Genomic DNA, 13,054 nt, shown 5'->3' on the forward strand with positions numbered 1-13,054 from the left:
ACGGGATGCGTCTGCTCCGCGCGCGGGATCGCGTGGGCGTGTCGTGGCGCAACGGCGCGGGGTCGACGCAGGAGGTGCTGTGCGTTGGCGCGGACGTCGGGTTCGACTGGCGGGTCAGCGTCGCGACGATCGATCGCGACGCGGCGTTTTCGCGCTTCGACGGGTGCGATCGGACGCTGCTGCTTGCGCGGGGTGGGCCAGTGACGCTAGCGATGACCGGACGCGAGGTGGTCTTGTGCGCTGGCGATGTGCTGACCTTCGCCGGCGAGGATGCAGTGGCCGCGCGGGTCGCGGCGCCGGCGCTGGCGCTCAACGTGATGACGCGGCGTGAGAATTTTGTGCATGCCGTCGAGCGCATCGTCGTCGATGGCGAGATATTCCTCGCGGCAACGATGATCATCGCGCTTGGCGACGGGCTCAGCTTCGCCTCCGTGGCGCTCGACCCGTTCGATGCCATCATGCTCGATGGCGCGGCGGCGACGTTGCAGGGGAGCGGTGCAGCGCTCGCGATCCGCATCGCCCGAAGTCAATAGCGCTTCGTAACTCGCTCACTTTCCCGGCATTGGGGGCTAGCCGGCCAACCAAGCCCGCGTGCGCTGCTCCGCCGTGGCGACATCGCCGCCCAGCGCGACCGCGAGCAGCAGGCGCAGTTTGCGCGCGCTGAGATCCTCGGCACCGATCGTGCCGAGCGCGGCGAGGTGCGCGCCGGATTGATAGGTCGGCGCGGTGCCGCCGCCGATACAGCTGGTGGCGATGGCGACGAGGATACCGGCGGCGCCGGCGCGGGCGATCGCCGGCAGGATCGTGGCGGGCACGTTGCCGCGCCCAAAGCCTTCGATCACCAGGCCGCGAATGCCGCGATCGATCAACGCGTCGATCAGCGCCGGACCGCTGCCCAGCCCGAGCGCGACGATCTCGACCGCGGGTTCAGGCCGGACATAGGCGAAGGCCGGCGCGCGGTGCGGCATGGCGGTGAAGCGCACGCCGTGATCGTCGACCCGGCCGATCGCGGCGGCGTGCGGGCCGAACGCCTCGGGCGCGCTGCTGTCGAGCTTGCGCGCGCTGCGCGCTGGCAGGATGCGCCCGCCGAACACGATCGCGGTGCCGATGCCGCGCGCCCGCGGATCGCGCGCCACGGCGATGGCGTCGTTGAGATTGGCCGGGCCGTCGCTGCCCGGTGCCGACGCAGCGCGCTGCGCGCCGGTGAACAGCGCCGGCATCGCGCCATGGTGCAGCAGATCGACCAGGAAGGCGACGTCCTCCATCGTATCGGTGCCGTGGGCGACGACCACGCCGGCCGCGCCATCGGCCTCGGCCTGGCGGACCAGATCGACGATGCGCATGGCATCGTCGAACGCCATGTCCTCGCTCAACCCGGCATAGGCATGCCGCTCGACGACATTGTCGCGCAAGCCCGGGGCAAGCGCGCCGATCAGGCCAGCCGCATCGGTGCGGCCGACCAGCACGCCATGCGCGTCGGGCAAGGAGGCGATCGTGCCGCCGGCATCGATCAGGACTAGAGTGGACATCTTCCTCCAGTAAGCAATGGCGTGATGCGATCGCGACCGCGCTAGGCGATGGCGCACGGGACGGCAATTCGCCAGCCGCATCGGTGACAAGCAGCGGCGCGGTTGCACAAGACATGCCGATCGCGGCACTGGCAGGTGGCGCGGCCGTCCCCCGTATGGGGCGGCCGCTTTTGATTGAAGGATCCCTGCATGTTCGGCCGCCTGATCGCGCTCTTCGAACCCTTCGTGCTGGCGCTGCTCGGCACGGTGTTGTTGGCCAGCGTGCTGCCGGTTCGGGGCGCGCTGGTGCCGCTGTTCGGCGCGTTGACCACGGCGGGGATCGTGTTGCTGTTCTTCCTCCACGGCGCGAAGCTGTCGCGCGAGGCGCTGTACGATGGCGCGCGGCACTGGCAGCTGCATCTCGCCGTGCTGGCCACGACGTTCATCGTCTTGCCGCTGCTCGGGCTGGGCCTGACCGCGCTGCCGTTCGTCCACGGGCCGATGGCGATCGGGCTGCTGTTCCTGACGCTGCTGCCATCGACGGTGCAATCGTCGATCGCCTTCACCTCGATCGCGCGCGGCAATGTCGCCGCCGCGGTGTGCAGCGCGTCCTTTTCCAACCTGCTCGGCATCTTCGTCACCCCGGCCCTGGTCGCGTTGCTGATGGCCCGGTCGGCCGGCCCTGGCGGCATTTCAATCGATTCGATCGAGATGATCGCGCTGCAATTGCTTGCGCCGTTCCTGGCCGGGCATTTGCTGCGGCCGTGGATCGGTGGGTTCGTCAGCCGGCGCAAGAAACTGCTGACCCTGGTCGATCGCGGATCGATCCTGCTGGTCGTCTATACCGCGTTCAGCGCCGCGGTGGTCGAGGGGCTGTGGCAGCATAGCGATGGGCGCGCGCTCGCCTTGCTGCTGGTGCTGTGCTGCGTGCTGCTGGCGGTCGTCATGCTGTTCACCGCTGGCCTGGGCAAGGTGCTCGGCCTGGCGCGGCCGGATGCGGCGGTGCTGTTGTTCTGCGGCTCGAAGAAGAGTCTCGCCTCGGGCGTGCCGATGGCCGGGGTGCTGTTTGCGCCGGCACAGGTCGGCGCGATCATCCTGCCGCTCATGCTGTTCCACCAGATCCAGCTGATCGCCTGCGCCGCGCTGGCGCGCCGGTTGGGCAAGGCCGCCGACGCGCCGGACTGATCCGCCCGGGGGCAGCGTCGCCGTCTTATTCGGCTGGGACGGCGTCTGCCGCCAGATCGTCGATCGGCAGGCTCTGCCCAGAAATGGCGCGGCGGAACTGTTCGATGTCCAGCCGCCCTTCCCAGCGCGACACGACCACCGTGGCCACCGCATTGCCGATAAAGTTGGTCAGGCTGCGGCACTCGCTCATGAAGCGATCGACGCCGAGGATCAGCGCCATGCCGGCGATTGGCACGCTGGGGACGATCGACAGCGTCGCCGCCAGCGTGATGAAGCCCGCGCCGGTCACCCCGGCCGCGCCCTTGGACGACAGCATGGCCACGCCCAGCAACAGCAATTGCTGGCCGAGCGTGAGATCGACATTGCACGCCTGGGCGATGAACAAGGCTGCCAAGGTCATGTAGATGTTGGTGCCGTCGAGATTGAACGAATAGCCGGTCGGCACGACCAGGCCGACGACCGATTTAGGGCAGCCGGCGCGTTCCATTTTCTCGATCAGGCTGGGCAATGCGCTTTCCGAGCTCGACGTGCCCAGCACCAGCAGCAATTCCGCCTTGAGATAGCCGATCAGCGTGAAGATCGAGAAGCCGGCCCAGCGCGCGACCAGGCCCAGCACGACGATCACGAACAGCAATGACGTGAAATAGAAGGTGCCGACCAGCATCGCGAGATTGGCCAGCGTGCCGACGCCGTATTTGCCGATGGTGAAGGCCATCGCCCCGAACGCGCCGATCGGCGCGACCTTCATGACGATCGCCACGACTTTGAACACGGCGAGCGACAGGTCTTCCAGCGCGTGCAGCAGCCGCGTGCCGCGATCGCCGATCATGGCCAGGCCGATGCCGAACAATATCGCGATAAACAGCGTCTGCAGAATATTGCCCTCGGTCAGCGCCGACAGGAAGGTGCTGGGGATGATCCCCGTGAGGAACCCGGTCAGCGTCGTTTCATGGGCCTTATGGGCATATTCGGCGACCTTGCTGGCATCGAGCGTCGCCGGATCGATGTTGAGCCCGGCGCCGGGCTGGACGACATTGGCGACGATCAGCCCGATGATCAGCGCCAGCGTCGAAAAGAAGAAGAAATAGGCGAACGCCTTGCCGGCGACGCGGCCGACCGAGGCCAGATCGCGCATCCCGGCGATGCCGGTGACGATGGTCAGGAAGATTACCGGCGTGATGATCATCTTCACCAGCTTGATAAAGGCATCGGCCAAGGGCTGCATCGCTTCGCCCGTCGCCGGATAGAAATGGCCGAGCAGCACGCCGGCGACGATCGCGATCAGCACCTGCGCATAGAGGTGGCGATACCAGGGGCGATGGGCGGCCGCCGCCAGCGCGGGGGAAGCATGCGGGATAGGGGTCATGAGTTTTGCGTCCTCTCGTCCATGGCGGACCGCCTCTATCGGGCGGTCAAGCGCGCCGCGCCAGGCCGCGGTGGACAATGCGGGTCGCGCGAGATCGGCAGCGGCGATCCGGGGAATGGAGCGGGTAGCGGGAATCGAACCCGCGTATTCAGCTTGGAAGGCTGCTGCTCTACCATTGAGCTATACCCGCATCATGGATGCGCGGTGGCAATTGCCACGGTGCTAGCTTCTGGGTCAACCGTAACGTTAGACCGTAACGTTAGATTGCTGCAAACTAACAAGGCGGGGGAGAGCGGCGGTCCGCAACCCGCGCTCCATCCCCCACACTGCATCGCGCCGTTGCCGGTCTGACCGGCTGGCTCCACTCCTCGAACTTTTATATTATTGTTCGGCGTGACGACAGTAACGGCGCTGTAGCGCAAGCCGGGGCCAAAAAAAAGGGGTCGGCCCCAAAAGGCCGACCCCGTATAAGTTTTAGGAGAGGATGCCTGAAAGGCACCTGCTTTGTGCACTGCAGCACGATTCGCTGCAAGTGCGTTGAGAGCCATTGCAATTGCAAATATTGCAACTGCGATTGGCGGGCGGGACGATGGCGTATTGCTGCTAAGGGCGGCGTTCCTGCGTTTCGGAAAGTATCACCCGGCATGTCTCGTCTGCTTCTTCCCTCGGCGCTCGTTTTGCTCGCCCCCGTCCCGGCGCTGGCGCAGGAGACCGGGCCGGATATCGTCGTGCTCGGTACCGGACTGCCACTGCCCCCGGGTACGCCTGCTTATGGCGCAACCATCATCGCGCGCGATCGGCTGACCGACGAAGCCTCCGACCGAGTCGAGAACGTGCTCAAGGACGTTGCCGGCTTCCAGCAATTCCGCCGCTCGGACAGCCGCTCGGCCAATCCGTCGGCCCAGGGCGTCACCTTGCGTGCGCTAGGCGGCAATGCCTCGAGTCGCGCGCTGGTGCTGCTCGATGGCGTGCCGCTGGCCGATCCGTTCTTCGGCTATATCCCGTTCACGGCCTTGTCGGGCGATCGCCTGTCCGGCGTGCGCATCACGCGCGGCGGCGGGGCGGGGGCGTTCGGCGCGGGGGCGGTGGCCGGTACGGTCGAACTGGTCAGCGCCACACGCGCCGATCTGCCGACGGTGTCGGGCAGCGCCTTCTATGGCAGCAACGATGCGATGAGCGTGGCGGGGTCGGTCTCGCCCGATCTCGGCGGGGGCTATGTCACGCTCTCGGGCCGGTTCGAGCGTGGCGATGGCTTCTATACGACGCCCGAGGATCAGCGCGTGCCCGCCACCGCCCGCGCCGGCTATCGCGACTGGTCGGCCGGGCTGCGCGCGGTCGCGCCGATCGATGCCGAGACCGAGCTGCAGTTTCGCGGGCTGCTCTATGACGACCATCGTACGTTGCGATTTCGCGGTGCCGACAGTTCGTCGCAAGGCCAGGATGCCAGTATCCGGCTGGTGCATCGCGGTGCTTGGAAGATCGATGCCTTGGCCTATGTCCAGGCGCGCAATTTCAGCAACAAGGTGATCAGCTCGAGCAGCTTTGCGTTGACGCTCGACCAGCGCAACACGCCGTCGACCGGGATCGGCGGCAAGATCGAGATCCGCCCACCGGTCGGGCCCGATCATGTGCTGCGCATCGGCGTCGATACGCGCCTTGCCGAGGGGGAATTGTTCGAGGATGGCTATAGCGCGGGCGCGGTGTCGGCGCGGCGCAATGCCGGCGGGCGCACCACCACCACCGGCCTGTTCGTCGAGGATGACTGGACGATCGGCACGCTGGTGCTGACCGGCGGGGTGCGTGCCGACCGTTGGACGATCAGCGATGGCTTCTTCACCGAGCGCAATGCCGCCGGCGTTCTGTCCGCCAAGAGCATGCGCTATGCGGATCGCGACGGCGTCGAGGCGACCGGACGCGCCGGCGCGCTGTTCCAGGCGAGCGATGCGATCGCGGTGCGCGCCGCTGCCTATACCGGCTTCCGCCTTCCCACGCTCAACGAACTCTATCGCCCGTTCGTGGTCTTTCCCGTGACGACGAATGCCAATGCCGATCTCGGCAACGAGAAACTGCGCGGGGTAGAGGCCGGGGTCGATCTCAAGCCGGTCCCCGGCGTGAGCATCGGCATCACCGCCTTTTACAACCGGCTCGAAGACGCCATCGCCAATGTGACGATCGGCACCAATTTGCGCGAACGCCGCAATGTCGATGCGGTGGTCGCCAAAGGTATCGAAGTGACCGCGCAGGCCGAACTCGGCCGGGTGTTCGTCAATGCTTCCTATGCGTTCAGCGATTCGCACGTCGATGATGCCGGCGCGCTCGATGGCTTCGTGCCGTCGCAAAGCCCGCGCCACACCGCCAGCGCGACGCTCGGCTGGGCGCCGGCCGAGAACTGGTCGCTGTCCGGCACGCTGCGCTATGTCGGCAAGCAGTTCGAGGATGATCTCGAGACCGATGTGCTGCCCGACGCGCTGACGCTGGACGCCGTCGCGCGCGTGCCGGTGAGCCGCCACGTGTCGATCGTCGGCCGTGCGGAGAATCTGTTCGATGCCACCGTCGTGACGCGCAATCAGGCGGGCTCGATCGATCTCGGCACGCCGCGCACCTTGTGGATCGGCATTCGCCTTAACTGACGGGCGGCGTGGTTTACGGCTTGCTTACCAATCTCACGCTACGGTGCGGCGAATGTATCACGACCCTTCCCTGGAGCGCGCGGCCAGCGCCGCCGACCCACGCCCGGCGTCTGCCGTCAGCACCGCGACCGGCATGGTCGGGCTGGCCGGACTGTTGCTATGGGTCGGCATCGCACGCGCCGTCGGCATGGACGGGCCCTATGCCGCATTGGTCAGTCTCGCCGCTTGCGGCGTGCCGATGCTGCTGTGGGCCGTGTTGGTCGATAAGGTGCACCGCCACGACAGTACGGGGATGGACTGGCGCGCGGCCAAGCCTTGGCGCGAGACGATCGATACCAGCCTGACCAAGCTCGCCGGCCTCTGGGCCACCTGGGCGGCGATCGCGTTGATCTATGCCACGCTACGCTTCTACTGGCAGGGCAATTTCGTCTTTGCGATGTGGTGCCTGCAGACGGCCGCGCCGGCGCTGTTCGTGATGTCGATCCCTTATATGATCTTGCTCGATCGTTATGCGGTCGATCCGCGCGACGGCTGCTGGGCGTTCGGCGCATGGCTGATGGGGCTGGGGCGGGTGGAAGACCGGCCGGCGCTCCACGAGCATCTGCGCAGCTGGGGAGTGAAGGCATTCTTCGTGCCGTTCATGCTGGCGATCGTGCCGCAGGGCTTTGGAGACTTCATCCGCAGCGATATCGGGCAGGTGCTGCGCGATCCGGTGGTGCTGGCCAATTGGCTGATCACTTTCATGTTCGTGATCGACGTCACTTTCGCGACAATCGGCTATATCCTGGCGCTGAAACCGCTCGATTCGCATATCCGCTCGGCCTCGCCGTTCGCCTCGGGCTGGGTCGCAGCGTTGATCTGCTATCCGCCGTTCGTGCTGATGGCGCCGGGCGGGGCGCTCGATTATCATCCCGGCACGTCGCAATGGTCGGTATGGTTCGCCGGCCATCCGGTGATTCTGAGCCTGTTCGGCATCGCGCTGGTCGCGCTGACGGCGGTCTATGCCTGGGCGACGGTGGCGTTCGGCTTCCGCTTCTCCAATCTGACCAACCGCGGCATCCTGACCAACGGGCCCTATGCCTGGTCGCGCCACCCGGCCTATTTGTCGAAGAATCTGTTCTGGCTGATTGCGGTGCTGCCGTTCCTCAGTACGGGATCGCTGGTGGATGCGGCGCGAGCGACGATCCTGATGCTGGCGGTGGCGGGGGTCTATTACTGGCGCGCCAAGACCGAGGAACGGCATCTCGGGCTCGATCCGGCCTATGTCGCGTATAGCGCGTGGATGGAACGCAACGCGCCGGTGCCGCGCTTTTTCGCCTGGCTGAGGCGCTGAGCGCAGACAAATTAAAGTCGTCACCCCGGACTTGTTCCGGGGGCTACCGCGCTCCAAATCAACCGCCCGCAGATCTGCGGGACGGTGGACCCCGGCAGAAGTTCGGGGTGACGATGCGGCTTTAGAAGCGCAATTCCTCGTAAACCTTCGACACATCACCAGCCCACACGCCGTGATATTTCTCCAGCAAGACCTCGGCCGGCACCTTGCCGCTGCGCACCACCTCGCGCAGCGGATCGAGGAACCCGGTCTCGTTGCTCCCGCTCGAATTCACCCGGTTGCGCGCGCTGAGGCCTGCGCTCGAAATATCCAGCACCCGCCCGGCAATATCGCGCAGCGTGCCCGCGCCGCCGATCGGCGCATCCAGCCCCAACTTCGGCACCGCATCGCGCAAGGCCTGGCGCTCCTCGATCGTCCAATGCTTGACCAGGTCCCAGGCCGCATCCAGCGCGCCGCCGTCATAGAGTAATCCGACCCAGAAGGCGGGCAGCGCACAGATCCTGTTCCACGGCCCGCCATCGGCGCCACGCATTTCGAGGAAGGTCTTCAACCGCACTTCGGGGAAGGCGGTGGACAGATGATCGGTCCAGTCGTCGAGCGTCGGTTTCTCGCCCGGCAAGACGGAGAGCTTGCCGTCGAGGAAATCGCGGAACGACAGGCCGGCGGCGTCGATATATTTGCCGTCGCGGTAGACGAAGTACATCGGCACATCGAGCGCGTAATCGGCGTAACGCTCATAGCCAAAGCCGTCTTCGAACACGAACGGCAGCATGCCGGTGCGCGCCGGATCGGTGTCCGACCAGATATGGCTGCGGTAGGACAGCATGCCGTTGGGCTTGCCCTCGGTGAACGGCGAATTGGCGAACAACGCCGTGGCCAGCGGCTGCAGCGCGAGGCCAACGCGGAACTTCTTGGCCATGTCGGCCTCGGTCTCGTAATCGAGGTTCACCTGGATCGTGCAGGTGCGCAGCATCATGTCGAGGCCCATGGTGCCGACCCGCGGCATATGGCGCAGCATGATGCCGTATCGGCCCTTGGGCATGCGCGGCAGCTCGTCCCGCGTCTTGTCCGGCCACATGCCGAGCCCCAGGAAACCGATGCCGAACTTGTCGCCGATCGCCTTGACCTGCTCCAGGTGGCGGCCGGTTTCGGCACACGTCTCGTGCAGATTGTCGAGCGGCGCGCCGGACAGTTCAAATTGTCCCGCCGGTTCGAGCGACACGCTGCCGTCCGCGCCGTTCAGCGCGATGACATTGCCGCCTTCGATCACCGGCTTCCAGCCATAGCCTTCCAGCGCCTTCAACAGGTCGCGGATGCCACCCGGTTCTTCATAGCTCGGCGCGTGATGGTCGCTCAGCGCATAAACGAACTTTTCGTGCTCGGTGCCGATGCGCCAATCCTCGATCGGCTTCTCGCCACGCGCGAAGCTCGCGATCAGTTGGTCGCGCGATTCGATCGGCGGCGAAATCTTGGGGGGCGTCGGGCTCGTCATAGCCGCGCTTTAACGAGCGGTACGGAATGGCGCTAGTGGCGCGGGTGGCTTCACCTAACCACCTGCAATTGCACTACCCCGGCGAACGCCGGGGTCCAGTCGCGATGGTCGCTGTAACTGGGCATAACGGCGGTTACCTTCTGCTCTGCTCCTAGGCCGCGGCGTTCGCCGGGGTGGTGCCGTTTGGTCGCACGGCTTCACCAATCCCCCCGCGCCGCCATCCACACCGCCACCGCCGCCGCCGCGGCGGTATCCGCGCGCAAAATCCGCGGCCCGAGGCTCACCCCCACCGCCCCCGGCACGGCGCGGATCGCGGCGCGCTCCTCATCGTCGAACCCGCCTTCGGGCCCGATCAATATCGCCGCCGACGCGCCACCCTCGCGCATCGCCTCGAATGCCGGCACGCCGCCCGCCTCGTCGGCGAAGTACAAGGTCCGCCCGGTTGGCCAGTCGCGCAGCAAGGCCGGCAGCTTGACTGTCTCGGCCAGTTCGGGGATCGCCGTGCGCCCGCATTGCTCCGCCGCCTCGATCATGTGCGCGCGCAGCCGTTCCTCCTTGGGCTTGTCGACCACCGCGCGCCGGGTGACCACCGGCACGACGCGCGCCACCCCCAGCTCGCAGGCTTTCTCGACCATCCAGTCGATCCGCCCCTTTTTGAGCGGCGCGGCGCACAGCCACAGATCGGGCACGGCCTCGCGCGCGCGCAGCCGTTCGGTCACGTCGAGCGTCGCATCGCGCTTGCCGACCGCACTGGCCACGGCGAGCCACTCGCCGGTCACGTCGTCGAACAGCTTGACGGGATCGCCGACCTTGAGCCGCATTACCGCGACGAGGTAATGCGCCTGCGGCCCATCGATGCGCAGCGATCCGGGGGTGATGGGGATGTCGACGAACAGGCGCGGCGTGGATTGCGGCGGCCAGGCGGGGGTGGCGATCATGCGGCGACCCTAATGTTTGGTCGGCGCACCGACCACCCCTCTAGGCAATGTCGCTGATGTGCGTGCCATCAGTCGCCACCGTCCGGCCGCTTGGGCGGCTTGCCGCCACGCCGGCCGGGGCCGCCCATCTTGCCCTCGAGCCGCGGCAATTCGGTCGTCTCGAGCCGCCCGTCCCGATTGATATCGAGCAGCGCGAAGCGCGCCGCCGCGGCGATGCGGAATTCGTTCACGTCCACGCCGCGATTCAGGTTGCGGTCGGCCGAGGTCACCGGCTCGGGATAATCGAGATAGCCGAACCGCGCCGCGCCCTGTTTGCCGGTCACGTCGCGCTTGGGGCCGCTGCTTTGGCTGTCGGCGCGATCGCCGCCCGGGCCACCGCCGCCTCTACGGCCGCCCATCCCGCCACCGCCCATGCCCCCGCCCGGACCGCCGCCGCCGCCCATGCCGCCGCCGGGCGGTCCGCCGCGGCTGCCACGCCGCTCGCCGCCGCCCCCGCCGCCCATGCCCTGGACGCGGATTTCCGGCGCGATCACCGTCTCGTAATGGTCGATATCGTCGGGATCGATCTCGCCATCATGCCCGCGGTCGAGCATGGCGAAGAAGCGTGCGGCGTCGGCGGTCATCTCGTCGCTGGTCAGCACCCCGTCATGATCGGCATCGGCCCCGGCGAACCATTGGTCCTGCGGTGCGCCGCGGTCCGCGCCATGGAACGGCTCGCCCATCGGGCTGATGAACACGCGTCCGCCCGGCCCGCCCGGTCCCGGCGGCGGGCCGTTGGGCGCGGTCTGCGCGCCCGCGACGCCGCTCGTCCCGAAAATCAGCAAGGTGGCGAGCAAGGTGGGGCGCATGTCGTGTCCTCGGCGGTGACTAAGGCGCGGTTTTTTACCGGGCAGTTGTCGCAAATGTATGCCGCCGACGACACACTCGGTAATCTAGCGCCCGCGCTTGCTCCACGGCCAATGCCCGCGCATCAGCCGCCAGAGCGCGACCAGCACGATTAGTCCGGCGCCCGCGCCGAGCGCGATCTGCCCAGCGGCGTGCAGCATCGCCCAGAACAACGCCTCGAAAAAGCGCCCGACCGCCACCGACAGGCTTACCATGAAGGGGGGAGGGGACGCGTCACCCGGCCACCGTTAGCCGCCCGCGACCCGGCTGGCAAAGCGCGCGTCGCGCTGCCATGACAGGCGCCATGCATATCATCGCCCCTGCCGGCCTGCTCTCCATGGCAAACCAATGACGCCGGATACCGAACATCGCGGGCTCGTCGGCGTGCTGCCGGCGCGTATCCGGCCGTTCGCCTTGCTTGCGCGGTTCGATCGCCCGATCGGCTGGTGGCTGCTGTTCTGGCCCGGGGCCTGGGCCGTCGCGCTGGGCGGAGGCGCGCTCCAGCGCTGGGATCTGCTGCTGTGGCTGCTCGCCGGGGCGATCGCGATGCGTGGCGCGGGCTGCGTCTATAACGATATCGTCGATCGCGATCTCGACGCGCAGGTTGCCCGCACGCGCAGCCGCCCGCTGGCGAGCGGCGCGGTATCGCTGAAAGCCGCCTGGGTGTGGCTGCTTGCTTTGTGCCTGGTCGGGCTTGCCGTGCTGCTGCAGTTGCGCGTCTATGCCGCGGTGGTGGCCTTGCTCAGCATCGCGCTGGTCGCGGCCTATCCGTTCATGAAGCGCATCACTTGGTGGCCGCAGGCGTGGCTCGGGCTGGTGTTCAGCTGGGCGGCGTTGGTCGGCTGGAGCGAGGTGGCGGGCGCGCTGACTGCGCCGGGGCTGCTGCTCTATGCCGGCTCGATCGCCTGGGTGATCGGCTATGACACGATCTACGCGCTGCAGGATCGCGAGGATGATGCGCTGATCGGCGTGCGCTCCTCGGCCTTGCGCATGGGCAGCCATGTGAAAGGCGGGGTCGGCGCGTTCTACGGGATTGCGTTGCTGCTATGGGCCGCGGCCTTCTGGCTGGTGCGCCCGGACATGCTCGCGCTGGTCGCGTTGCTGCCGCTGGCGCTCCACCTGACGTGGCAGGTCGCCACGCTCGATCTGGCCGACGGCGCCAGCGCGCTGCACCGCTTTCGCAGCAACCGCTTCGCCGGCCTGCTGATGTTCGCCGCCTGCTTCGTGGTGGGTACGGCGTCCACGCTCTGAGTCCAGAAGCCCCGCCGCTGAAGGGGCCCATATACGTGTATGACCCAAAGCTTGGAATGACCGCTATCGCCTAAAATCAGACATTCGGGCGAACATCTGCTTTCGACCATTGCGGACGTTCGGCAGTGAGCGCATGAGTTTTAAGCCGGCCCGCAAACATAAGGACGTGATACGTCTGTACTGGTTCTCCTAGCCTTCCTGCTGGTCCCCATTATGCTGGGGATCCTTGGGTTAAGGAGCTTTCGTATCGGGCTTTCGCTAATCGTCACCGCAGCCCTACCGTGGCTACTTGCTAGCGGCCTTCAGGCGGCGAAGATTGAGCTGCCCATACAGCTGATAGAGCTTAACTTAATGACTCCATTTTTCGTGATCGTTGCGTTCTTCTGGCTTGGCTGGTCGGGTCTTGTCGCGATGCTGGGATGCTTAAGGCGAGCACGAAGTCGAGACGTTCCGTAAGACTGGCGAG

At 66.7% G+C, this 13,054-nt stretch carries 11 protein-coding genes and 1 tRNA gene; 5 read left to right on the forward strand and 7 right to left on the reverse strand.

The window, feature by feature from the left end; genetic code table 11:
* Positions 1-5 precede the first annotated feature (5 nt).
* Positions 6-533 carry a HutD/Ves family protein gene (locus tag U1739_RS19520; protein WP_332710269.1) on the forward strand — a complete coding sequence of 176 codons (528 nt, stop codon included), beginning with the start codon at positions 6-8 and terminating at the stop codon, positions 531-533.
* 36 nt (positions 534-569) lie between these two features.
* Here the strand turns inward: U1739_RS19520 and U1739_RS19525 are convergent, their stop codons facing one another.
* Positions 570-1,529, reverse strand: coding sequence for an asparaginase (locus U1739_RS19525; protein ID WP_332710270.1), 960 nt, complete (start codon positions 1,527-1,529; stop codon positions 570-572).
* Between the two features lie 189 nt (positions 1,530-1,718).
* On the opposite strand from U1739_RS19525, the gene U1739_RS19530 reads away from it, so the two are divergent.
* The gene (locus U1739_RS19530) at positions 1,719-2,693 is read left to right on the forward strand and encodes a bile acid:sodium symporter family protein (protein ID WP_332710271.1); all 975 of its coding nucleotides are present in this window, start codon (positions 1,719-1,721) and stop codon (positions 2,691-2,693) included.
* 25 nt (positions 2,694-2,718) lie between these two features.
* Here U1739_RS19530 and U1739_RS19535 read toward each other — a convergent pair whose 3' ends face one another.
* A complete protein-coding gene (locus U1739_RS19535) occupies positions 2,719-4,059 on the reverse strand; it encodes a dicarboxylate/amino acid:cation symporter (RefSeq protein WP_332710272.1) in 1,341 nt (446 codons plus the stop codon).
* Between the two features lie 116 nt (positions 4,060-4,175).
* Positions 4,176-4,249 (reverse strand) — tRNA-Gly (locus U1739_RS19540).
* A 454-nt stretch (positions 4,250-4,703) separates the two neighbouring features.
* On the opposite strand from U1739_RS19540, the gene U1739_RS19545 reads away from it, so the two are divergent.
* Both U1739_RS19545 and U1739_RS19550 read left to right on the forward strand, forming a co-directional pair.
* Positions 4,704-6,689 (forward strand): TonB-dependent receptor plug domain-containing protein, encoded by a 1,986-nt coding sequence (locus U1739_RS19545; protein ID WP_332710273.1) that lies wholly within the window; start codon positions 4,704-4,706, stop codon positions 6,687-6,689.
* A 52-nt stretch (positions 6,690-6,741) separates the two neighbouring features.
* On the forward strand, positions 6,742-8,022 hold the full coding sequence (locus U1739_RS19550) for a methyltransferase family protein (RefSeq protein ID WP_332710274.1): 1,281 nt from the start codon (positions 6,742-6,744) through the stop codon (positions 8,020-8,022).
* Positions 8,023-8,143: 121 nt separating this feature from the next.
* Here the strand turns inward: U1739_RS19550 and U1739_RS19555 are convergent, their stop codons facing one another.
* From U1739_RS19555 to U1739_RS19570, 4 genes are all read right to left on the reverse strand, one after another.
* On the reverse strand, positions 8,144-9,514 hold the full coding sequence (locus U1739_RS19555; RefSeq protein ID WP_332710276.1) for a glutamate--cysteine ligase: 1,371 nt from the start codon (positions 9,512-9,514) through the stop codon (positions 8,144-8,146).
* Positions 9,515-9,711: 197 nt separating this feature from the next.
* Entirely contained in the window at positions 9,712-10,452 is a 741-nt protein-coding gene (locus U1739_RS19560; protein ID WP_332710277.1) for a 16S rRNA (uracil(1498)-N(3))-methyltransferase, read from the reverse strand.
* A gap of 68 nt (positions 10,453-10,520) precedes the next feature.
* Positions 10,521-11,300, reverse strand: a complete 780-nt coding sequence (locus U1739_RS19565; protein WP_332710278.1) for an EF-hand domain-containing protein — start codon at positions 11,298-11,300, stop codon at positions 10,521-10,523.
* Between the two features lie 84 nt (positions 11,301-11,384).
* On the reverse strand, positions 11,385-11,552 hold the full coding sequence (locus tag U1739_RS19570; RefSeq protein ID WP_332710280.1) for a hypothetical protein: 168 nt from the start codon (positions 11,550-11,552) through the stop codon (positions 11,385-11,387).
* A 133-nt stretch (positions 11,553-11,685) separates the two neighbouring features.
* Between U1739_RS19570 and ubiA the strand changes: the two genes are divergently transcribed.
* The gene (gene ubiA, locus U1739_RS19575; RefSeq protein ID WP_332710281.1) at positions 11,686-12,588 is read left to right on the forward strand and encodes a 4-hydroxybenzoate octaprenyltransferase; all 903 of its coding nucleotides are present in this window, start codon (positions 11,686-11,688) and stop codon (positions 12,586-12,588) included.
* Positions 12,589-13,054: the final 466 nt, after the last annotated feature.

The organism is Parasphingomonas puruogangriensis, assembly GCF_036663635.1.
Classification (GTDB): Bacteria; Pseudomonadota; Alphaproteobacteria; order Sphingomonadales; family Sphingomonadaceae; genus Sphingomonas.